Below are 21,995 nucleotides of genomic sequence, written 5' to 3' on the forward strand. Positions count from 1 at the left end.
GCGCGCGCCAATTGACAATTCGCGGCAAATGCCTCATCTCCGCGGCAGATCGCTGGCCGTGGGACGATGTCGTCCCGCATGGGCCAAGGAGCTGGATCCTTCGGCGGACGCGCTGCGCCGGCTTCTCGATCGAACCGCTTAAGGATGACATGACCTTCTCCGATCTCGGCCTGAGCCCGAAAGTGCTGTCCGCCGTCGAAGCGTCCGGGTACACGACCCCGACGCCGATCCAGGCGGCCGCCATTCCCGAAGTGCTGGCGCGCAAGGACGTGCTCGGCATCGCTCAGACCGGCACCGGCAAGACGGCCTCCTTCACCCTTCCGATGCTGACGCGGCTCGAGCAAGGCCGCGCGCGCGCGCGCATGCCGCGGACGCTGATCCTCGAGCCCACGCGCGAACTCGCGGCCCAGGTCGAGGAGAGCTTCGCCAAGTACGGGCAGAACCATAAGCTGTCCATGGCGCTGCTGATCGGCGGCGTCTCCTTCGGTGACCAGGACGCCAAGCTCACCCGCGGCGTCGACGTCCTGATCGCGACGCCCGGCCGCCTGCTCGACCATCACGAGCGCGGGCGCCTGCTGCTGACCGGCATCGAGATCCTCGTGATCGACGAAGCCGACCGCATGCTCGACATGGGCTTCATCCCGGACATCGAACGCATCTGCAAGCTGATCCCGGCGGCGCGCCAGACGCTGTTCTTCTCGGCCACCATGCCGCCGGAGATCACCCGCTTAACCGAGCAGTTCCTGCGCGATCCCGTCCGCATCGAGGTGGCGCGCGCCTCCTCCACCGCGACGACCGTGACGCAGCGCCTGATTGCCACCAGCGACGACGCCGCCGACAAGCGCGAGGTCCTGCGCCGCGAAGTGGCGCAGGTCGAAGGTTTCAAGAACGCGATCATCTTCTGCAACCGCAAGCGCGACGTGGCGGTGGTCTACAAATCGCTGCAGCAGCACGGCTTCAAGGTCGCCGCGCTGCACGGCGACCTCGACCAGCGCGCCCGCATGGCGGCGCTCGAGAGCTTCAAGACCGGCGAGGTCGATCTGCTGGTGGCGAGCGACGTCGCAGCCCGCGGCCTCGACATCCCGGACGTCAGCCATGTCGTGAACTACGACGTGCCGATCCACGCCGAGGATTACGTCCACCGCATCGGCCGCACCGGGCGCGCGGGCCGCAGCGGCGTGGCGCTGACGCTAGTGTCGCCCTCGGACGGCAAGTATCTCGACACGATCGAGAAGCTGATCAAGACCAAACTCGAGTGGCAGGGCGGCGAGCCCGACGCCGAGACGCTCGTGAGCGCTGGTCCGAGGCGCCGCACGCGCGGCGGCCGCTCTGCGGGCGCGGCGAAGACCGAGGCCCAAGCTCCGGCCGCCAAGGCCGCGTCGCCGGCCCCGAAGGCGTCCGCGCCGGCCCGGACGCCGAAGGCTCCCGCCGCAGCAGCGGCCCCTGCTCCCGTCCGCGAGGCGCCTCCCACCCCGCGCGCGCCGCGTGCCGAAAGCGCGGGCTCGTCGCGCGGCCCCCGCAACCATGGCGAGCGCCGTCCGCCGGCCCCGACGCACGACGACGCGCCAGTCGTCGGCCTTGGCGATCATGTCCCCGCGTTTCTGCTCCGGCCTGTGCGGCTTAAACGCGCGTAAGATCGTCGCGGGTGCAATAAGCGCCAATCGGCGCGGCAGCTTTAACGCGAGTTTTACGTCCTCGGCCGTCATCTAAGCTTCGTCGGCCCGAGCCGTAGCCGACAGTCTCGCATCAGGGAGACGGGGGAACGGCGGGCTAGGGAGCGCCCTCTGATGACGCGGGGCTCAAGTGACTTCGACCGGACGCTGGCCTTCAGCGACGCTGCGATCCAGCGACTGCGCGTTCACCGGCACGCCGCCTATCCACGCAATTACGAGCTCTGGTACACCTACGCGACCGGGTACAACTCGGCGCTGAACCGGGCGATCAACGAAGCGCTGGAGCACGGACCCGGCATTTCCGAGTCCGATCTCGACCTGCTTTACGAGACCTACCTCTCGCCGCTGCGCCTGTCGGAACGCGTCGACCACGTCGGCACCCGCATCATCGAAGAGATCGGGGAGGTCAACGACGCCCTGAAGAGCGCTCGCGGCGCGAACAGCGACTACGCGAAGGCGCTCGAAAGCGTCATGCGCGAGGCGCAAAGCGTCGACGGCGCCGGCGGCGTCGTGCTGGGCCGCCTGGGCGAGCTGCTGCTGTCCGCGACCCACGCCATGATCAACCGGACGAAGGCGCTCGAAGAGCGGCTGTCCGGCTCACAGAACGAGATGCGGAAGCTTCACGACACCCTCGAGGTCATCCGGGCCGAGTCCCTGACTGATCCACTGACGGGCCTCGCGAACCGCAAATTCCTGCAGGGCGCGCTCGACCGCGCGCTTCTGGACGCCGAATCGCAGGCGGATCGACAGGCCCGGTTCTCCGTGCTGCTGATCGACATCGACCGGTTCAAGACCTTCAACGACAGCTACGGCCATCTGACGGGCGACCAGGTTCTTCGTCTCGTCGCGCTTGCGCTGAAGCAGAACGTGAAGGGCCAGGACCTCGCCGCGCGCTTCGGCGGCGAGGAGTTCGCGATCGTGCTGCCGGACACCGGCCTGCAGGGCGCGATCGCCGTGGCCGAGCGCATCCGCCGCGCCGTCATGACCAAGGACCTCGTCAAGCGCTCCACGGGCGAACACCTCGGCCGGGTCACGGTCTCCGTCGGCGTCGCGGAGTGGCGGCGCGGCGACACGGGTCAGACCGTGATCGACCGCGCCGACCGCTGCATGTACGTCGCGAAACGGAGCGGACGGAATCTCGTGATCGCCGAGACCGATCCGCTGTTTTCCGAGATCGACGGCGCCGGCGAGGACGCCGCCGCGCCTCAGGCGACCTTCGCTTCCGCCTCGCGGTAGGTCGGATAGTCCACGTAGCCCTTGGCGTCGCCGCCGTAGAACGTGGCCTCGTCCGGCTTCGCCAGCGCCGCCCCGTCGCGGATCCGCTCGACGAGGTCCGGGTTCGCGATGAACGGGCGCCCGAAGGCCACGGCGTCGACCTCGCCTGCCGCCACGCGCGTCGCCGCGAGCGCCGGATCGTAGCCGTTGTTGCCGATGTAGACCCCCTTGAACGCCCGGCGCAGCACGCTGAGGTCGAACGCGCCGGCCGGCGCGCGCGAGCCGCGGGTCTCGCCCTCGATCACGTGGAGGAAGGCCAGCCCCATCTCCGACAGCTTCTCCGTCACGTAGGTGAACAGCGGCTCGGGGTTCGAATCCGCGCAGTCGTTGGCGGGGCTGACCGGCGACAGCCGGATGCCGACGCGTTCCTTGCCGATCGCGTCGATCGCGGCCTGGGTCGCCTCCAGCAGGAAGCGGGCGCGGTTCTGGATCGATCCGCCGTAGGCGTCGGTGCGCAGGTTGGTCTTGTCGCGGAGGAACTGGTCCAGCAGGTACCCGTTCGCGCCGTGCACCTCGACGCCGTCGAAGCCGGCGGCCACGGCGTTCTTCGCGGCCTGGCCGTACTGCGCCACGATGCCGGGGATTTCGTCCAGCTCCAGCGCCCGCGGCGTCTCGAGGTCCTTGAAGCCGGTCTCGGTGAAGGCCTTGCCCTCGGGCTTCACCGCGGACGGGGCGACGGGAAGCTTCCCGCCCGGCTGCAGGTCGCGGTGGGAGATGCGGCCGACGTGCCAGAGCTGCAGCACGATCGTGCCGCCCTTGGCGTGGACGGCGTCCGTCACGAGCTTCCAGCCTGCGATCTGCTCGTCAGAATAGATGCCGGGCGTCCAGGCGTAGCCCTGGCCCTCCGGCATGATCTGGGTCGCCTCTGCGATGATCAGGCCGGCGCTCGCGCGCTGGCCGTAGTAGTCGGCGTTCATCTGCCGGGGCGCGAGCGTCTTGTGGTCGGCGCGCGAACGCGTCAGCGGCGCCATCACGATGCGGTTGCGCAGGTCGAGAGCGCCAGCCTTCAGCGGTTTGAAGAGCAGGTCGAGCGTATCGGTCATGAAAGGCTCCGGTGCGTTGAGCAGCTGCGGCGGATCGGCCGCGGACGTTGCAGTGCGAGATAGGTCGCGCCGCGCCTTGCGGGAAGGCGCGGCGGGGCCTCGGCCTGCAACGCAGCTCTGCGCCAGCGCTCAGTCCGCCGCCGCGTTCAACGCCGCCTGCCAGAACGCCGCCTCGAGGCGCGACGCGGCGCCGAAGAGTTTCGCGAGTTCCACGTAACGGGTCGGCGTCAGCCGCTCCTCGCCGAGGCGATCGAGCGTCGCGCGCGCGCTCTCGGCGATCTCCTGATACGCGGGGCCGGCGTACTCCTCGATCCACGCGCGGTAGGGGTTGTCGTCCGCGACGCCGGCTCGGGTCAGCGCCGCGCCGATCTCCGCATAGCCCACCACGCAGGGGCTGAGGGCCGTCAGCAGATCGAGCAGGTCGCCCTGAAGACCGGCGTCCAGCACGAAGCGCGTGTAGGCCACGCAGGCCCCGCCCTCCTCCGCGGCCTCGAGGTCGTCGGCGGTCAGGCCCCAGCGCGCGCAGACGCGAACGTGCAGGTCCATCTCGACGTCGAGGATGGCGTGGAGCGTGGCCGCGGCGGCGCGCATGTCGGACAGCCGGCCACCCTTGTAGACGGCGAGGCCGTAGGCCCGGGCGAACTGGATCAGGAACAGGTAGTCCTGGACGAGGTAGCTGCGGAACGCCGCCTCCGGCAACGAACCGTCGCCCAGCGCGCGGACGAAGGCGTGGTCCACATAGGAACGCCACTCCGCGGCGGCGTCGGCCTTCAAGCGTTCGAAGAGGGTCATGACGCGGCGCCCTTGCGCCCGCGACCTCGTCCGCGCGGCTTCGCGGCGCTCTTCTTCGCCAGCGCGATCGCGACCGAATGGCGGGCCCAGACGGCGAGTTCGTCCGGCTCGTCCATCAGCCGCTCCGGCGCGCGCCAGAACGACGTGATGGTCCGCCGGCCTGTCGTGGTCTCGTAGGAAAATGGCTCGCAGCCTTCGGCGCGAAAGGCCTCGGCGCCGCCGGGATCGGCTTTGAGATAGAGCGTCCCGCCCGCTTCGAGCGCGAACATGACGCCGGCGTGGTAGACGCCTGCGCCGCCGAACATCCGGCGCACCTGCACCGGCCCCAGTTCGCGAAACATCTCCGCCGCGTCGGCCGCGTCGAGCGCCATCAGCTTGCGGAGGCGTAGCTCTCGGGCACGGCGGGCGTGATGGCGACCGACTCCCCGCAGCCGCAGGCGGAGGTCTGGTTGGGGTTGTTGAACACGAAGCGCTGGGTCAGCTTCTCGGTCACGAAATCCATCTCGGTGCCGAGGAGGTAGAGGATCGCCTTCGGGTCGATCATCACCTTGACGCCCTTGTCCTCGACGATCTCGTCGAGCGCGCCGGCCTCCGCCGCGTAGGCCATCGTGTATTCCATCCCGGCGCAGCCGCCGGTCTTGACGCCGATGCGCAGGCCCGCGAGCGGCGTCTCCGATCGCTCGATGATCGTTCGCACGCGCTGGGCGGCGCGGTCGGTCAACGTCATCACCTTGGGCCTGGGGCGGGAAGCGACCATAATCTTGAAGCTCCGGTAACTGCGGGCTTTCGCACGTGACCTGCAAGATAAGCCTTCGCGCGCGGAAAATGAAGACCGGCGAACACTTCGGAGCGCGATCGGCTCCGCTTGATCACGTCAGTACGTCCTCCAAAGCCCCGGCGTCGCGAGCTCCAGCAGGTTTCGGTCGGGATCGCGGAAGTAGAGGCTGACGCCGCCGCGCGGCCAGGCGACCCGTCCCTCGATCGCGACGCCGCCGGCGTCGAGCCGTTTTTCCCACGCGTCCAGCTCGTCGCGCCCGATCGCGAGCGCCACGTGGAGCGCCCCGGAGCCATCGTGGGCGGGGATCTCTCCGCCCGGCAGGGTCTGGGTGGTCACGCTCGCGCCGCGGGCGAACAGGAGCAGCACGCTCTCCCCGCCGACGTCGTAGGCGATCAGCCGCGCGTCGGCGAAGAGCTTGGGGAAGCCGAAGAGATGATCGTAGAAGTGCGAGGCGCGAACGAGATCGTCGACGTAGAGCGCGGTTTCGAGAACGCGGGCGATGCGAGGCGAGCCGGTCCGATCGTCCGCCATCTCCGCGTCACCACATGTCGAGCGCGACGCGGGCCTCGTCGGACATGCGACTCTGGTCCCACGGCGGATCGAACACCATGGTCACCGTGACCTTGCCGACGCCGGGCACCGAACTGACGGCGTTTTCCACCCAGCCCGGCATCTCGCCCGCCACGGGGCACCCCGGCGCGGTCAGCGTCATATCGATCGCGATGTCGCGGTCGTCGGACACGTCGATGCGGTAGACGAGCCCGAGTTCGTAGACGTCGACCGGGATCTCGGGATCGTACACGGTCTTGAGCGCGCCGATGATCTCGTCCGTCAGACGGTCGAGCTCCTCCGGCGGGATCGCGGATGCGGCGGACGGCGCAAGCGCCGTGGTGGCGTCAGCATCGCTCATGTCAGAGCCTTTCTCACGCGAACAGATCGCGCGCCTTCGTGAGCGCTTCCGCGAGACGATCGATCTCGTCGGTCGTGTTGTAAAGGGCGAACGAGGCCCGGCAGGTCGAGGTGACGCCGAGCCGCTGCAACAGCGGCTGCGCACAGTGGGTGCCGGCGCGCACCGCGACGCCCGATCGGTCCAGCACCGTCGCCACGTCGTGGGCGTGGGCGCCTTCGAGGTTGAAGGCGACGATGGCCCCCTTCCCCGGCGCGTGGCCGAAGATCTTGACCGCGTTGATCCGGCTCAGCCGTTCCTGGGCGTAGGCGCCGAGCGCAGCTTCATGGGCCGCGATCGCGTCAAGGCCCACGGCGCGCATGTAGTCGAGCGCGGCGCCGAGGCCGATCGCCTGGACGATCGGCGGCGTGCCGGCTTCGAACCGGTGCGGCGGGTCGCCGTAGGTCACGTTGCCTTCCGTCACGTCGCGGATCATCTCGCCGCCGCCGTTGAACGGGGCGAGCGCCCTCAGCCGCTCGGTCTTGCCGTAGAGCGCGCCGATGCCCGTCGGTCCGTAGACCTTGTGGCCGGTGAGCACGTAGTAGTCGCAGTCGATGTCCTGAACGTCCGGCGCGAGGTGGACCGCGCCTTGGCTTCCGTCGACGAGGACAGGCACGCCGCGCTCGTGCGCCAGGCGGCAAACCTCCTTCACCGGCACCACGGTGCCGAGCACGTTCGACATGTGCGTGACCGCGACGAACTTGGTGCGCTCCGTCAGCGCGGCCTCGAAGGCTTCGATGTCGAACGCGCCGTCCTCGCGCACCTGCACCCACTTCAGCACCGCGCCATGGCGCTCGCGCAGGAAGTGCCAGGGCACGATGTTGGAGTGGTGCTCCATGATGGTGAGGACGATCTCGTCGCCCTCCTTGACGCCTGCGAGGCCGACCCCGTTGGCCACGAGATTGATCGCCTCGGTCGCGGACCGCGTGAAGACGATGTCGTCGATCGACGGCGCGTTCAGGAAGGCGCGCACGCTTTCGCGGCCGCCCTCGAAGGCTTCCGTCGCGGCGTTGGCCAGGTAATGCAGGCCGCGATGAACGTTGGAGTACTCCGTCTCATAGGCGCGCCGCATGCGGTCGAGCACCTGGACGGGCTTCTGCGCCGAAGCGCCGTTGTCGAGATAGGCGAGCGGCTTGCCGTGAACGGTCAGCGCGAGCGCCGGAAAGTCCGCGCGCAGGCGATCGACGTCGTAGGAAGGCGCGTCAGCGGTATGGGCAAGGGACATGCTAGTGATCTAACTGTTTTGCGTCAGATCACAAGCCCCAGCGCCCATGCTCCGGCGACGACCGCTGCGACGGTCCCGAGACCGGCAACGACATGGAGCCCCAGCACCTGCAGGGTGGGCACGCCGGTCGCGGCCGAGACGGCCACGACGCCGTATCCGATCGCCAGGGCCGCCGCCACGAGCAGGCTCGCCTCGATCACCGAGAGCGCCGCGCCCCGCCACTCCTCGCCCGCGAGGGCGGCGGCGCCCATCACGGCGAGGTTGAACAGGCTGAGCACGACCTGCGGGTAGCCGCTCGACGCCATCGCCGTCCGCATGTCGGCGAAGGCCGTGCCGCGACGCGCCACGCGGAACGTGACTTGGAGAATGAGCGCGATCGCGTAGACCGTGACGATCCCGAGCGCGACATAGCCGAGGAAGACCCCGGCGAGCACAGCGGACGCGCCATAGGCCGTGCGCCACTCGTCGAAGAACGTATCCGGCGCATAGGCCTCGAGCACGGCCGATTCGGCCGCCATCACCGCGGCGACGGCCGCGATCGCGATGAACCGCCAGCGCTCGTCGATCCCGACCGCCTGCATCTCGCGCGTGACGCGACGCATGAGGACGACGGACTGCGGGACATGGCGCAGCAGCGCGCGCCAGCCGTAGCCGAGCGACAGGGGCGACGCCGCCCCTGCGGACGCGTCGAAGCTCACGTCCGGGCGGTGAGCCAGGCGAGCGCGCGGTCGGTGACGACCTCGCGGAGGCCTTCGTGCTCGATGGTCTCGATGACCTCGCCGACGAAGGCCTGCACCATCAGCGCCTCGGCCTCCTTCTGGGGAATGCCGCGGGACTTGAGGTAGAACAGCAGTTCGTCGTCGAGCGCGCCCACCGTCGCGCCATGGCCGCAGACCACGTCGTCGGCGAAGATCTCGAGCTCCGGCTTGGCGTCGGCCTCGGCGCCCTCCGACAGCAGCAGCGCCTGCGCCATCATCTTACCGTCGGTCTTCTGGGCGCCGGGCTTCACCACGATCTTGCCCTGGAACACCGAGCGGGCCTCACCGTCGAGCGCGGTCTTGAAATGCTCGCGGCTGGAGCAGCCGACGGCGTCGTGGTCGACCACGAGCGTGGTGTCGAGGTGCCGCGACGCACCGGCGAAGCCTGCGCCGCGGATTTCCGCGGTCGAGCCGTCGCCCGTGAAGGACACGTAGATCTGCTGGCGGGCGGCCCGGGCGCCGGCGGCCAGCGCGAAGGTCTTCAACTCGGCCTTCGCCCCGAGGCGCACGGCGAGCGTCGCGAGGTGCAGCGTGTCGAGGCTCTCGTCCTGGATCTTGACCAGCTCCGCGCGGGCGCCGTCCGCCACGTCGAGCATGATCACGCTGTTGGTCTGGTGCGCGCCGGCGTCGCCGATGTGGCTCTCGATCAGCAGGACGTTCCCGCCCTCCCCGACCCTGGCCACCACACGGCCATAGGCCGCGTGCTCCGAGCCCGCCTGCACGTTCGCGACATGGATCGGCCGCGACGCGGTCACGCCCGGCGCGACCGAGACGACGACGCCGTCCGCGACGAAGGCCGCGTTGAGCGCGACGGCGACGTTGCCGGCCGGCGAAACCCCGTCCGACAGCGCCTCGACGCCGGCGCCGTTCACCAGCGCGTCCTTGAGCAGCGTCACCGACACGCCCTCAGCCGTCGCGAGATCCGACAGCTCCTCGACGAAGCGGCCGTTGACGAAGGTCACGCGGGTGGCGTCGATCGCCGCGTAGGGGGCAAGCGCGCCACGGGCCGCAGCGATCATCACGCCGTCGGGCGCGCCTGCGATCGGCTTGGCGTCGCGCATCAGCGCGCGCAGGTCGGTGTACTTCCAGTCCTCGACGCGGCGCGACGGCAGGCCCGCCGCCTTGAAGGCGTCGAAAGCGGTCCGGCGGCGCTCCGCCACCGCCGAGTCGCCGGGAAGCCCCGCGAAGGCCGAGGCGAAGATCTCGGAGAGCGCGGTCTCGGCGGCGGTGCGGATGGAGCGAACTTCGGCGTTCATCGGTTCGTCGCTCCTCACGCCGCAGCTTCGCCGACGTAGTCGGCATAGCCGCGGGCTTCGAGCTCGTGGGCGAGCTCCGGTCCGCCGGTGCGGACGATGCGGCCCTTGGCCATCACGTGGACGACGTCCGGCGTGATGTGGTCGAGCAGGCGCTGGTAGTGCGTGATGACCACGAAGGCGCGGTTCTGGGCGCGCAGCGCGTTGACGCCTTCGGAGACGACCTTCAGCGCGTCGATGTCGAGGCCCGAGTCGGTCTCGTCGAGCACGCAGAGCTTCGGCTCGAGCAGCGCCATCTGCAGGATCTCGTTGCGCTTCTTCTCGCCGCCGGAGAAGCCGACGTTGAGGCCTCGCTTGAGCATGTCGGTGGAAATGCCCAGCCCGTCAGCCTTTTCGCGCACCAGCTTCATGAACTGCGGGGTCGGCAGGTCGCCCTCGCCGCGGGCCCGGCGCTGCGCGTTAACGGCCGCCTTGAGGAACGTCATGGTGGCGACGCCGGGGATCTCCAGCGGGTACTGGAAGGCCAGGAACAGGCCGGCCGCCGCGCGCTCGTCCGCGGCCAGCGCGAACAGGTCCTGCCCGTCGAGCGTCGCCGAGCCCTCGGTCACCTCGTAGTCGTCCTTGCCGGCCAGCACGTAGCTGAGCGTCGACTTGCCCGAGCCGTTCGGCCCCATGATCGCGTGCACCTCCCCCGGTTTCACCTCGAGGTCGAGCCCGCGCAGAATCGGCTTGTCCTCGATGGAGGCGTGGAGGTTCTTGATCGAGAGCATTGTCTTCCCGTTTCCCAAACTCATCATCCCGGCCGAGCAAAGCGAGAGCCGGGATCGTCCCTCAAGGACGCGCAATCTGCGCGCGATCCCGGATCGGCCTTGAGGCCGTCCGGGATGACGCGGTCTGTGATTAACCCACGCTGCCTTCGAGCGAGATCGAGATCAGCTTCTGAGCCTCGACCGCGAACTCCATCGGCAGCTGCTGCAGCACGTCCTTGACGAAGCCGTTGACGATGAGCGCCACCGCCTCCTCCTCCGACAGCCCGCGCTGCAGGCAGTAGAACTTCTGGTCGTCCGAGATCTTGGACGTCGTCGCCTCGTGCTCGAACACCGCGGTCGAGGTCTTGGCCTCGAGGTAGGGCACGGTGTGCGCGCCGCACTCGTCGCCGATCAGCAGGCTGTCGCAGTTCGTGAAGTTGCGGGCGTTGGTCGCCTTGCGGTGCGCCGAGACGAGGCCGCGGTAGGTGTTCTGCGAGCGCCCGGCCGAGATGCCCTTCGAGATGATCTTCGAGGTGGTGTTCTTGCCCAGGTGGATCATCTTGGTGCCCGAGTCGACCTGCTGACGGCCGTTCGAGATCGCGATCGAGTAGAACTCGCCGCGCGATCCATCACCTCTCAGGATGCAGCTCGGGTACTTCCAGGTGATGGCCGAACCGGTCTCCACCTGCGTCCAGGAGATCTTCGAGTTCTTGCCGCGGCAGTCGCCGCGCTTGGTCACGAAGTTGTATATGCCGCCCTTGCCCTCGGCGTCGCCGGGGTACCAGTTCTGGACGGTGGAGTATTTGATCTCGGCGTCGTCGTGGGCGACGAGCTCCACCACCGCGGCGTGCAGCTGGTTCTCGTCGCGCATCGGTGCGGTGCAGCCCTCGAGATAGCTCACGAACGAGCCCTCGTCGGCGATGATCAGCGTGCGCTCGAACTGGCCGGTGTTCTGCTCGTTGATGCGGAAATAGGTCGAGAGCTCCATCGGGCAGCGGACGCCCTTGGGCACGTAGACGAACGAGCCGTCCGAGAACACGGCGGAGTTCAGCGTCGCGAAGAAGTTGTCCGAGGTCGGGACCACCGAGCCCAGGTACTTCTTCACCAGCTCCGGGTGCTCGCGGATCGCCTCGGAGATCGGGCAGAAGATGACGCCGGCCTGGGCCAGCTCCTTCTTGAAGGTGGTCGCAACCGAGACGGAGTCGAACACGGCGTCGACGGCGACGCGGCGCTGCTCCACGCCGGCGAGAATCTCCTGCTCGCGCAGCGGAATGCCGAGCTTCTCGTAGGTGCGCAGCAGCTCGGGATCGACTTCGTCGAGCGTCTTCGGCCCCGGCGTCGATTTCGGCGCGGAGTAATAATACAGCTCGTCATAGGCGATCGGCGGGTAGTCCACGCGCGCCCAGTTCGGCTCGACCATCGTCCGCCAGCGCCGGTAGGCGTCGAGCCGCCACTCCAGCATCCACTCCGGCTCGCCCTTCTTGGCCGAGATGAAGCGGACGGTGTCCTCCGAAAGGCCCTTCTCGGCGCGATCGGATTCGATGTCGGTGACGAAGCCGTATTTGTACTGGTCGACGTCGATCTCGCGGACGCGGGCGACGGTCTCCTGAACAGCCGGCATATTTCTTCACTCCCATCCGTCCGGCGGAAGGCCAGGCGGCGCTTGAACGAGTCTAAGTAACAGGAATGCGACGCTTGCTGAAGGCCGATCGGCGCAACGTCAAGCCGCGTTCGCTTGAGATACGATGCGCTTGACGATGTCGGACCAAGCCGCGAGGAACGTTTCGGCGTCGTTCGGTCCCGATGACCAGCCAAAGCTCGCGCGCAGCATTCCGCTCGACAGATCGTGCGTGACTCCCATTGCGTCAAGCACCGGAGACGCTTTCGCTTTCCCTGACGAGCAAGCCGACCCGGACGACACCGAGACGCCCGCAAGATCGAGCCCGATCATCGCGCTCGACGACGACACCCGTGGGTCGGCGAAGCACGAGGTGTTTGGCAACCGCGGCGCTTCCGCGCCAAAGATCGTGACCGGGCCGAGCGCCTTCACGCCGGCCTCGAGCCGGTCGCGCTGCTCGGCCAGACGGGCGAAGGCCTCTAGGTCACGGCCGGCGGCCTCCGCCGCGACGCCCATACCGATGATGCCTGGCGCGTTCTCCGTGCCGCTGCGCCATCCCCGCTCCTGCCCGCCGCCACGCAGCACCACATCTTCGACGAGCAGGGCGTCATGGGCTCGGATGAGCGCGCCGACGCCGGCAGGTCCGCCGAACTTGTGTGCGGAGATGGCGATGAAGTCGCAACCGAGTTCGGCGATGTCGACCGGAATTTTTCCCGCGGCCTGTACAGCGTCGACATGGACCAAACCGCCGTAGCGCTTGGCAATCGCAGTGGCCTCGGCGACAGGCTGGATTACGCCGGTCTCATTGTTGGCGAGCATGAGCGCCATCATCATCCGCTCGCCGGGGCGCTCCTCACGATGCCGTGCAAAGAACCACTCCACCGCCCCGAGATTCACAACGCCTTGGCTGTCAACGGGAACGCTCTCAATCTCTGAGCGGGAGAACCGCCAACCCCTCATTACGGCAGGGTGCTCGATCGCGGACACGATCAATCGCGTCACGGGCCTCGGATCGCTTGCGTCCTTGATCGAAGGGCTGAGCGCAAGGTTTGAGGCTTCCGTGCCGCCACTCGTGAAGGTTATGCAATCAGCATCCGCGCCGACGAGCACAGCGATCGATCTTCGAGCAGCCTCGATCATGCCACGCTTGGCGCGACCCTCAGAATGGACCGAGGAGGGGTTGCCCGTCAGGGTCAACGCCTCAGTCATCGCTGAAATGACGGCCGGGCGCACCGTGGTGGTGGCGTTGTGGTCGAGATAGACGCGCATCGGGGCCTCCGATCGTCATCGCCGGGCCGCAGAGGCTGAACGGACGCGCAAGCCTTGCATTCCGCCGGATCATTCGTGCTAGAGACAGCGCTTCCTATATGCAAGGCGGCCGCGCGGCCATGGCCGCTGACGCAGCCTTGCGCCGCGTTTCGCGAATGAGGGAGCGGCCGCGCTCCGTTTTTCAAGGACACATCCATGCCCGAGGTGATCTTCAACGGACCGGCCGGCCGCATCGAAGGCCGCTACCACCCGGCCAAGAAGCGGCGGGCTCCGATCGCGCTCATCCTGCACCCCCACCCGCAGTTCGGGGGCACGATGAACAATCAGATCGTGTACAACCTCTATTACGCCTTCCTGAACCGCGGCTTCTCCGTCCTGCGCTTCAACTTCCGCGGCGTCGGCCGCAGCCAGGGCAACTTCGACCACGGCTCGGGCGAGCTCTCGGACGCCGCCTCCGCGCTTGACTGGGCGCAGGCGCTGAACCCCGACGCGCGCGCGTGCTGGATCGCCGGCGTCTCGTTCGGGGCGTGGATCGGCATGCAGCTGCTGATGCGCCGGCCCGAGGTCGAGGGCTTCATCTCGGTCGCCCCGCCCGCCAACCGCTTCGACTTCTCGTTTCTCGCGCCCTGCCCGTCCTCCGGCCTGTTCGTGCACGGCGACCAGGACCGCGTGGCGCCGATGAAGGACGTCCAGACGCTGATCGAGAAGCTGAAGACGCAGAAGGGCATCGTGATCGACCAGTCGATCATTCCCGGCGCGAACCACTTCTTCGAGAACCGCACCGAGGAGCTGCTGGTCGAGGTGAACGCCTACCTCGACAAGCGCCTCGGCCCGATCGGCGAGGTCGCCGCGCCCCAGGCGCCCGCCGACACCGGCGAAGACGCGGCGTAAAGTCCTCAGTCCGCGCCGTTACGCTGACGTTTTGTCCCGGCCTTGAGCCGGGACCCAGACCCCCGCGGCCTTAGAATTGTCCCCGGGGGGAACACGCGCAGCCCGACGCGTCGCGGTCTCTATTTCAAGCTGTCGCGGCTATGGGTTCCGGCATTCCGCTGCGTCGCAGCCGGAACGACGGCGCGCTTGAGCATGCGCCGTCCGGCCCCGGACCCGGTTTACTCCGCCGCAACCGCTGCGGGCTTCGCGCCGAGCTTCGCCGCACGGTTCGCCACCATCTTCGCGAAGTCCTCTCCCGCGTGGTGCGAGGACCGCGTGAGCGGGCTCGACGACACCATCAGAAAGCCCTTGGCGTAGGCGATCGTCTCGTAGGACTTGAACTCGTCCGGCGTCACGAAGCGGGCGATGGCGTGGTGGCGCTTGGTGGGCTGCAGGTATTGGCCGATCGTCAGAAAATCGACCTCGGCGGTGCGCAGGTCGTCCATCAGCTGTAGCACCTCGTTCCGCTCTTCGCCCAGCCCCACCATGATGCCCGACTTGGTGAACATCGTCGGGTCGAGCTCCTTCACGCGCTGCAGCAGGCGGATGGAGTGGAAGTACCGTGCGCCGGGTCGGACGGTGAGATAGAGCGACGGCACGCATTCGAGGTTGTGGTTGAACACGTCGGGCCGGGCCTCGACGACGATCTCCAGCGCGCCGGGCTTCCGCAGGAAGTCGGGCGTCAGCACCTCGATCGTGGTGCCAGGGCTCGATCGCCGGATGGCGCGGATGACGTCGGCGAAGTGACTGGCGCCGCCGTCCGCGAGGTCGTCGCGGTCGACCGAGGTGATGACCACGTGGTGCAGGCCAAGCTTGGCGACGGCCTCCGCCACCCGGCCGGGCTCGCCAAGGTCGACCGCTTCGGGCATGCCGGTGCGGACGTTGCAGAAGGCGCAGGCGCGGGTGCAGGTGTCGCCCAGGATCATGAAGGTCGCGTGCTTCTTCGACCAACACTCGCCGATGTTCGGGCAGCCGGCCTCCTCGCACACGGTGACGAGCTTGTTGGAGCGCACGATCTCCTGCGTCTCGCGCCACACCGGCGACCCCGGCGCGCGCACGCGGATCCAGTCCGGCTTCTTTAACTGCTCGGTCTCGGGCCGGCGCGCCTTCTCGGGATGGCGCGGCCGGGCGGGGCCGTTCGTGCGATCGAGCACCGTGACCATGGGAGCCTGTCGTCTTTCCGTTTCCGCCGCGAGCGTCATCGCAGCAAACAAAAAGGAGAGCGGACATGCGCCCGCTCTCCTCAAACTTTAGGCGAAGACGCCTTCGCCGTCGATCCGCACGCTCGGCTCCGCATGGCGGAGGAGCGTGCGCTGCAGCCCTAGGCCGCGCGACGGCCCGCAATCATGCGCCACAGGAAGATCAGCAGGCACGCGCCCGCGACCGCCACCACGCACTGCCAGATCCAGCCTCCCGGCGGGATGACGTCCAGCGCCTTGAGGATGCCGTTCATCACCAGCGCCCCGACGATGCCGAGGATGATGTTCATCATCAGACCCATGTCTGACTTCATGATCTGCTCGGCGATCCATCCGGCGATAGCGCCGATGATGATCGTCATAATCCAGCCGACGCCTTCCATGGACAGCACTCCTTTTATGTCCCGACCGGACATAAACCGCGGAAGCGGCTCCTTGTTCCGGCGTTCGGAAAATATTCACGCCATCCTCACGTGTGAATGACGCGGCCATACGCGTCGAGCACGCTCTCGTGCATCATCTCGGAGAGCGTCGGATGCGGGAACACCGCATGCATCAGCTCCTCCTCGGTGGTCTCGAGGTTCATGGCGACGACGAAGCCCTGGATCAGCTCCGTCACCTCCGCCCCTACCATGTGCGCGCCGATGAGCTCGCCGGTCTCGGCGTCGAAGATGGTCTTGACCAGCCCTTCCGGCTCGCCGAGCGCGATCGCCTTGCCGTTGCCGTTGAAGGGGAAGCGCCCGACCCTGACCTTGCGGCCCTGCTCCTTGGCCTTCTTCTCCGTGACGCCGACCGAGGCGATCTGCGGCTGGCAATAGGTGCAGCCGGGGATCTTGGCCTTGTCCATCGCGTGCGGGTGCAGGCCCTTGATGCCCTCGACGCAGATGACGCCCTCGTGCTCCGCCTTGTGCGCCAGCATCGGCGGGCCGGCGACGTCGCCGATGGCGTAGACGCCCTTGACGTTGGTGCGACCGAGACCGTCCGTCACCACGCAGCCGCGGTCGGTCTTCACGCCGAGCGCCTCGAGCCCGAGGTTTTCGATGTTACCGACGACGCCGACCGCGGAGATGACGCGGTCGACCTTGATCGTCTCGGTCTTGCCGTCGCCGAGCTCGACGGTCGCGGTCACATCGTTCGCGCCCTTGTCGAGCTTGGTCACCTTGGCGCCGGTGAGGATGCGGACGCCCTGCTTCTCGAACCGCTTGCGGGCGTGAGCCGCGATCTCCTCGTCCTCGACGGGCAGGATCTGCGGCAGCACCTCGACCACGGTCACCTCGGCGCCCATGGTGCGGTAGAAGCTCGCGAACTCGATGCCGATCGCGCCGGAGCCGACCACCAGCAGGGACTTCGGCATGGCTTCGGGAACCATGGCCTCGAAGTAGGTCCAGACGAGCTTCTTGTCGGGCTCGAGACCCGGCAGCACCCGCGGCCGCGCGCCGGTGGCGACGATGACGTTCTTGGCCGTATACGTCCCCTCCCCCAGCGCGCCCTTCGGCGCCGGCGTGGGCGGGCCCTGCACGGACTTCTTCGGCGCGACGACCTTGACCTCGCCGGGCTTGGTCAGCGTCGCCTCGCCCCAGATCACGTCGACCTTGTTCTTCTTCAGCAGGTAGCCGACGCCGCCGTTGAGCTGGGCCGACACACCGCGCGAGCGCTTCACGACGGCCGCCATGTCGAAGCCGACCTTCTCGGCCGAGAGGCCGTAGTCCTTGGCGTGCTCCATGTAGTGGAACACCTCGGCCGAGCGCAGCAGCGCCTTGGTGGGGATGCAGCCCCAGTTCAGGCAGATGCCGCCGAGATGCTCACGCTCGACCACGGCCGTCTTGAAGCCGAGCTGGGCCGCGCGGATCGCCGTCACGTAACCGCCGGGGCCGCCGCCGATGACGAGGATGTCGTAAGTGTCGGCCATGAGGTTCCCCTTCAGCTCTTGTTGTAGAGGCTTGCCGGCGCCGCTTCGGGAGCTTGCCGACGGCGCACCAGAAGTTCGTGTTCGGCCGGGCGGAATCCAAGCACCGCGAGAAACGCGCTCTTGAGCGCCCCCGGATCGGGCCTGCGCCCGCTCGCCTTCGCGACCGAACGCGCGTAGCGGCGTACGGGGGCGTTGAGGCGACGCGACAGGCCGTAGCCGATCCCCGCCGTCACGAGGCCGGCGAGCGCCAACGGCGCGCGTGCGAGCGCCAGCGTCACCGGGTCCAGCAGCGCGAGCATCGAGTCGTCACGCGCGGACGTGAAGGTCAGCAGCACAAGATTTTCGGCGAACAGCAAGACGATCACGATCGGCGGCACGAGCATGGCCCCGAGCCATCCAAGCCTGCGGGCGCGCCAGCCGATCCGATAGCCGGCGACGCCGAACCCGATCATTCCGACGAGGATCGAGAACATGCCGCCGCCAATCAGGATCGTAGCGTAGGTCGAGCCGGCGGCGTCAGGCGCGATCTGCGCGCAACGGTCGGCGTGGCCGAGCGCGCAGAGGCTTGCGAGCAAATAGTCGTTCAGGAAGACGATCCCTCCGAACACGAACGTGCCGAGTTGCATCGCGACGAAGCAGCCGATTGAGAACACCGTGACCAGCGCCGCGACGCTCTCGCCCGTGACGATCTGCGGAGCGACCGCGACGCCGCCCTCTTCGGGTTTCTTACGCGCGCTGACCAGGATCGCGGCAACCGGCGCCTGCAGGGCCCAGAGCGCCGTGGTCATGACCTGCGCCATCGGCGAAAGCTCACCGCCCGCCGCCGCCAGCAGCCCGATGTTGAGGGCTGCGACGAGCACGAGCGCTATGACGCTGCTGATCGCAGTCCACATCGGAGCGCCCCTTAGACGAGCAGCCCCATCGGCTTCTCGATCAGTCGCTTGATGGCGGAGATCAGCGTGGCGCCCAGCGCGCCGTCCACGGAACGGTGGTCGCAGGAGAGCGTGAGGCTCATGACGGTCGCGATCTTGATCTCGCCGCCCTTCACCACAGCGCGCTTCTCGCCGCCGCCGACCGCAAGAATGGTCGAGTGCGGCGGGTTGATCACCGCCGTGAAGTCCTTGACGCCGAACATCCCAAGATTCGAGACCGCCGTGGTGCCGCCTTGGTACTCCTCGGGCTTCAGCTTGCGGTCCTTGGCGCGGGCGGCGAAGTCCTTCATCTCCTTCGCGATTACCGACAGCGTCTTGGTCTCGACGGCGCGGATGATCGGCGTGATCAGCCCGTTGTTCGGCAGCGCCACGGCGACGCCGACGTCCGCGTGCTTGTGGCGGAGCATCGCGCCCTCGGTCCAGCTGACGTTGGCGTCCGGCACCTGCGCCAAAGCCTGGCCCAGCGCCTTGATCACCATGTCGTTGACCGAGACCTTCCACGCCGGCTTGCCGTCCTTCTCCGGCGCCGAGGCGTTGACCTGCTCGCGCAGCGCCATCAGCGCGTCGATCTCGCAATCGACGGTCAGATAGAAGGTCGGGACCGTCTGGCGGGCCTCCGTCATGCGGCGCGCGATGGTCCGGCGCATGCCGTCGTGCGGGATCTCTTCGTAGGAGCCCGGCGCGAACAGTTTCTTGATCGCCTCGTCGGAGGCGCCGGCCGGCGCCGGCGCCTTGGCGGAGGGCGGCGCGTCAGGCGTCTTGGGGTCCGCAGCCGGGGCCGTTTTCGCGCCGCCGGCGGCCTTCGCGCTCCCGGAGGCCTTGGCCTCCTCCACGTCCGCCTTCACCACCCGACCGTGCGGGCCGGAGCCGGAGATCGCCTGCAAGTCGACTCCGGCTTCCTTGGCGAGCCGGCGCGCAAGCGGCGAGGCGAACACGCGTTCGCCCTTGTCGTGACCGTTGGCGGCGGCCTTCGGCGCGTCCGCCTTGGTCTCCGACTTCGGGGCCTCGCCGTGGCCGGCCTCGCTCGGGCGCGGCGCGGCCTCGGACGTCGCCGCGTCGGACTTGGAAGCCTGGGATTTGGAAGCCTCGGACTTGGCTTCGGCCGGCTCCGGCGCGGCCTTCGCCTGCGGCTTGGCGGCCCCGTCCAGCGCGCTGGCGTCCTCACCCTCTTCCAGAAGGATCGCGATCAACTCGTTGACCGGAACGTCGGATGTGCCTTCGGGCACCACGATCCTGCCGACCGTGCCTTCGTCGACGGCTTCGACCTCCATGGTCGCCTTGTCGGTCTCGATCTCGGCGAGGACGTCGCCGGACTTGACCGCGTCGCCCTCCTTCACGAGCCACTTGGCGAGGTTGCCCTTCTCCATCGTCGGCGACAGCGCGGGCATCAGGATATTGGTCGGCATCGGGTTCAGGCCTCTTCGGAAGGCTTCGTATCGGGCGAAGGCGCGTCGAACGGGAACAGCGCGTCGAGCGGGAAGCCGACGGCGTCGAAGGGCGCGGCGCGAACCTCCTCGCCGGGCTCGACAGTGGCGAGCAGCAGCCACTGGCCGGCGACATTGGCGAAGACTTCGAGCAGCCGGGCCGTGGGATCGAGCAGCCAGAGGTGGCCGACGCCCGCGTCCGCGTAGATGCGGCGCTTCGGTCCGCGATCGAGCCGTTCGGTCGAGGGGGACAGGATTTCGCATGCCCAGTCCGGCGGGATCTCGATGTAGGCCGTCTCGGGCTCCCGCGGCAGGCGTTCCCGGCGCCAGCCCGCCAGATCTGGAACGACCACGTTGGCTCCGAGATGGAGTTCAGGCTCGACGATGAACATCCAGCCCCCAGGACCGCCCCTTCCGCTTTGAAACGGCCCCGTAAGCTCATAACCCATCGCGTTCGCCGCCAACCCATGCCGCGGCGAAGGCCGGGGATGCGTCTCCAGCGCCCCGTCCACGATCTCCGCGACCAGGCGCGGATCGACCGCTTCCAGGTCGGCGTAGGTCGCGCGGCGGCGGGCGGGATCGGCGTTCATGGCGTCAGCGTTTCATGAACTTGTTCAGCACCGTGCGGACCACGTGATGGACCGCCCGGCTCTGGGCCTCGCGGACAGAGGTCGGCGGCAGACGCCGCGGGCCGGAGCCTGTGCGTTGGGCGCGGTTGCGCAGGAACTCGTTCGCGACCGTCTTCAGGATACGTCCGAGCATCTGCGTCTCCTCAGTCGCGGTAGCACACCGCCTTCGCCGCCTCGACGACCTCGGCCACGCTCGGGAGAGCGAGCTTCTCGAGGTTCGCAGCGTAGGGCATCGGCACGTCCTTGCCCGACACGCGCGTCACCGGCGCGTCGAGCCAGTCGAAGGCGCGCTCCATCACGCGCGCCGAGATCTCGGCGCCGACGCCCGACTGCGCCCAGCCCTCCTCCACCGTGACCAGGCGGCCGGTCTTCTTGACCGACTCGATGATGGTGTCCGTGTCCATGGGGCGGATGGTGCGCAGGTCGATCACCTCCGCGTCGACGCCGTCCTTGGCGAGCTCCTCCGCGGCCTTCAGCGCGTAGGTCATGCCGATCGACCAGGCGACGATCGTCACGTCCTTGCCCGGTCGGGCGATCTTGGCCTTGCCGATCGGCACGACGTAGTCGTCGAGTTTCGGCACCGGGAACGACTGGCCGTAGAGGATTTCGTTCTCGAGGAAGATGACGGTGTTGTTGTCGCGGATCGCGGCCTTAAGCAGCCCCTTGGCGTCGGCCGCGGTGTAGGGCGCGAGCACGGTGAGGCCGGGGACGTTCGAGTACCAGGACGCGTAGTCCTGGCTGTGCTGCGCGCCGACGCGGGCGGCCGCGCCGTTCGCGCCGCGAAACACGATCGAGCAGCCCATCTGGCCGCCGGACATATAAAGGGTCTTGGCGGCGGAGTTGATGATCTGGTCGATCGCCTGCATGGCGAAGTTGAAGGTCATGAACTCGACGATGGGCTTGAGGCCCGCAAGCGCCGCGCCGACGCCGACGCCGGCGAAGCCGTGCTCGGTGATCGGCGTGTCGATCACGCGCTCCGCCCCGAACTCCTCCAGCAGCCCCTGGCTGACCTTGTAGGCGCCCTGATACTCCGCGACCTCCTCGCCCATCAGGAACACGCGCTCGTCGGCGCGCATCTCCTCGAGCATGGCGTCGCGGAGGGCGTCGCGCACGGTGGTCATCACCATTTCGGTGCCCTCCGGAACGTCGGGCTCCGGCAGGACCTCGGGCGCCGGCGGGTTCGCGGCGGCGGACTCGACCTTGCCCACGCCGGACGCCGGCTTGCCGTCGGACTTCGCCTCGGTCTCGGCCAGCGCCTCGTTTTTGGCCTCGGTCTTCGGGGCCTCGTCCTTGGGCGCGGACGTGGAGGCGCCGTTCGCGAGCGCGCTCTCGTCCTCGCCGTCGGTGAGGATCAGCGCGATCGGCGTGTTGACCTTCACGTCCTCCGACCCGTCGGCGATCAGGATCTTGCCGAGCACGCCCTCGTCGACCGCCTCGACCTCCATGGTCGCCTTGTCGGTCTCGATCTCCGCGATGACGTCGCCGGACTTCACGGCGTCGCCTTCCTTCTTCAACCACTTGGCGAGCTTCCCCGCCTCCATGGTCGGCGACAGAGCCGGCATGAGGACTTCGATCGGCATCGGGGGCGTCCCT

Annotated in this window: 23 protein-coding genes; 3 read left to right on the plus strand and 20 right to left on the minus strand. The window is 68.3% G+C overall.

The genetic code is table 11. The features are described from left to right. The first annotated feature begins 149 nt into the window (after nt 1-149). Nucleotides 150-1,634, plus strand: coding sequence for a DEAD/DEAH box helicase (locus tag JOD31_RS00975; protein WP_204948459.1), 1,485 nt, complete (start codon nt 150-152; stop codon nt 1,632-1,634). A 153-nt stretch (nt 1,635-1,787) separates the two neighbouring features. Next, complete coding sequence (locus JOD31_RS00980) at nt 1,788-2,909, plus strand: GGDEF domain-containing protein (protein ID WP_204948460.1); 1,122 nt, start codon at nt 1,788-1,790, stop codon at nt 2,907-2,909. Here JOD31_RS00980 and JOD31_RS00985 read toward each other — a convergent pair. The 12 genes from JOD31_RS00985 to JOD31_RS01040 form a co-directional block, all read right to left on the minus strand. Then, nucleotides 2,879-3,991, minus strand: a complete 1,113-nt coding sequence (locus tag JOD31_RS00985; RefSeq protein ID WP_204948461.1) for an alkene reductase — start codon at nt 3,989-3,991, stop codon at nt 2,879-2,881. The two genes, JOD31_RS00980 and JOD31_RS00985, sit on opposite strands and share 31 nt — an antisense overlap. Nucleotides 3,992-4,120: 129 nt before the next feature. Next, nucleotides 4,121-4,783 carry a TenA family protein gene (locus JOD31_RS00990; RefSeq protein WP_204948462.1) on the minus strand — a complete coding sequence of 221 codons (663 nt, stop codon included), beginning with the start codon at nt 4,781-4,783 and terminating at the stop codon, nt 4,121-4,123. Further along, nucleotides 4,780-5,154 (minus strand): TfoX/Sxy family protein, encoded by a 375-nt coding sequence (locus JOD31_RS00995; protein ID WP_204948463.1) that lies wholly within the window; start codon nt 5,152-5,154, stop codon nt 4,780-4,782. Before JOD31_RS00995 ends, JOD31_RS00990 begins: the two co-directional genes overlap by 4 nt. Then, nucleotides 5,154-5,510 (minus strand): HesB/IscA family protein, encoded by a 357-nt coding sequence (locus JOD31_RS01000; protein ID WP_246482293.1) that lies wholly within the window; start codon nt 5,508-5,510, stop codon nt 5,154-5,156. The genes JOD31_RS00995 and JOD31_RS01000 overlap by 1 nt, the downstream gene beginning before the upstream one ends. Before the next feature lie 147 nt (nt 5,511-5,657). After that, nucleotides 5,658-6,092 (minus strand): VOC family protein, encoded by a 435-nt coding sequence (locus tag JOD31_RS01005; protein ID WP_204948465.1) that lies wholly within the window; start codon nt 6,090-6,092, stop codon nt 5,658-5,660. A gap of 7 nt (nt 6,093-6,099) precedes the next feature. Next, nucleotides 6,100-6,471, minus strand: a complete 372-nt coding sequence (locus JOD31_RS01010) for an SUF system Fe-S cluster assembly protein (protein ID WP_020185243.1) — start codon at nt 6,469-6,471, stop codon at nt 6,100-6,102. Between the two features lie 13 nt (nt 6,472-6,484). Then, complete coding sequence (locus JOD31_RS01015; RefSeq protein WP_204948466.1) at nt 6,485-7,732, minus strand: cysteine desulfurase; 1,248 nt, start codon at nt 7,730-7,732, stop codon at nt 6,485-6,487. Between the two features lie 23 nt (nt 7,733-7,755). Continuing rightward, entirely contained in the window at nt 7,756-8,430 is a 675-nt protein-coding gene (locus tag JOD31_RS01020) for a hypothetical protein (protein ID WP_204948467.1), read from the minus strand. Beyond that, nucleotides 8,427-9,746 carry a Fe-S cluster assembly protein SufD gene (gene sufD, locus JOD31_RS01025; RefSeq protein WP_210341282.1) on the minus strand — a complete coding sequence of 440 codons (1,320 nt, stop codon included), beginning with the start codon at nt 9,744-9,746 and terminating at the stop codon, nt 8,427-8,429. Before sufD ends, JOD31_RS01020 begins: the two co-directional genes overlap by 4 nt. Before the next feature lie 14 nt (nt 9,747-9,760). After that, nucleotides 9,761-10,513: a Fe-S cluster assembly ATPase SufC gene (sufC, locus tag JOD31_RS01030; RefSeq protein WP_204948469.1), complete on the minus strand. Its 753-nt coding sequence runs from the start codon at nt 10,511-10,513 to the stop codon at nt 9,761-9,763. 130 nt (nt 10,514-10,643) lie between these two features. Further along, complete coding sequence (gene sufB, locus JOD31_RS01035; RefSeq protein WP_204948470.1) at nt 10,644-12,113, minus strand: Fe-S cluster assembly protein SufB; 1,470 nt, start codon at nt 12,111-12,113, stop codon at nt 10,644-10,646. Nucleotides 12,114-12,212: 99 nt separating this feature from the next. After that, complete coding sequence (locus JOD31_RS01040) at nt 12,213-13,379, minus strand: cysteine desulfurase family protein (protein WP_204948471.1); 1,167 nt, start codon at nt 13,377-13,379, stop codon at nt 12,213-12,215. A gap of 195 nt (nt 13,380-13,574) precedes the next feature. Here JOD31_RS01040 and JOD31_RS01045 point away from each other — a divergent pair, with 195 nt between their 5' ends. After that, the gene (locus JOD31_RS01045; RefSeq protein WP_204948472.1) at nt 13,575-14,270 is read left to right on the plus strand and encodes an alpha/beta hydrolase; all 696 of its coding nucleotides are present in this window, start codon (nt 13,575-13,577) and stop codon (nt 14,268-14,270) included. A gap of 218 nt (nt 14,271-14,488) precedes the next feature. Here JOD31_RS01045 and lipA read toward each other — a convergent pair whose 3' ends face one another. The 8 genes from lipA to JOD31_RS01085 all read right to left on the minus strand — a co-directional run bounded on the left by lipA (nt 14,489) and on the right by JOD31_RS01085 (nt 21,982). Beyond that, nucleotides 14,489-15,472 (minus strand): lipoyl synthase, encoded by a 984-nt coding sequence (gene lipA / locus JOD31_RS01050; RefSeq protein ID WP_204948473.1) that lies wholly within the window; start codon nt 15,470-15,472, stop codon nt 14,489-14,491. A gap of 158 nt (nt 15,473-15,630) precedes the next feature. After that, nucleotides 15,631-15,891, minus strand: coding sequence for a GlsB/YeaQ/YmgE family stress response membrane protein (locus JOD31_RS01055; RefSeq protein WP_428980892.1), 261 nt, complete (start codon nt 15,889-15,891; stop codon nt 15,631-15,633). Nucleotides 15,892-15,977: 86 nt separating this feature from the next. Continuing rightward, entirely contained in the window at nt 15,978-17,417 is a 1,440-nt protein-coding gene (gene lpdA / locus JOD31_RS01060; protein ID WP_204948474.1) for a dihydrolipoyl dehydrogenase, read from the minus strand. A gap of 11 nt (nt 17,418-17,428) precedes the next feature. Further along, nucleotides 17,429-18,310, minus strand: coding sequence for a hypothetical protein (locus tag JOD31_RS01065; protein ID WP_204948475.1), 882 nt, complete (start codon nt 18,308-18,310; stop codon nt 17,429-17,431). A gap of 11 nt (nt 18,311-18,321) precedes the next feature. Further along, nucleotides 18,322-19,755, minus strand: a complete 1,434-nt coding sequence (locus JOD31_RS01070) for a pyruvate dehydrogenase complex dihydrolipoamide acetyltransferase (RefSeq protein WP_204948476.1) — start codon at nt 19,753-19,755, stop codon at nt 18,322-18,324. Nucleotides 19,756-19,760: 5 nt separating this feature from the next. Then, on the minus strand, nt 19,761-20,363 hold the full coding sequence (locus tag JOD31_RS01075) for a Uma2 family endonuclease (RefSeq protein WP_204948477.1): 603 nt from the start codon (nt 20,361-20,363) through the stop codon (nt 19,761-19,763). Nucleotides 20,364-20,367: 4 nt separating this feature from the next. Next, nucleotides 20,368-20,535: a hypothetical protein gene (locus tag JOD31_RS01080; RefSeq protein WP_204948478.1), complete on the minus strand. Its 168-nt coding sequence runs from the start codon at nt 20,533-20,535 to the stop codon at nt 20,368-20,370. A gap of 10 nt (nt 20,536-20,545) precedes the next feature. Further along, a complete protein-coding gene (locus JOD31_RS01085; RefSeq protein ID WP_204948479.1) occupies nt 20,546-21,982 on the minus strand; it encodes a pyruvate dehydrogenase complex E1 component subunit beta in 1,437 nt (478 codons plus the stop codon). Between the last annotated feature and the right edge of the window lie 13 nt (nt 21,983-21,995).

The organism is Methylopila capsulata, from assembly GCF_016907975.1.
GTDB classification, from domain to species: domain Bacteria; phylum Pseudomonadota; class Alphaproteobacteria; order Rhizobiales; family Methylopilaceae; genus Methylopila; species Methylopila capsulata.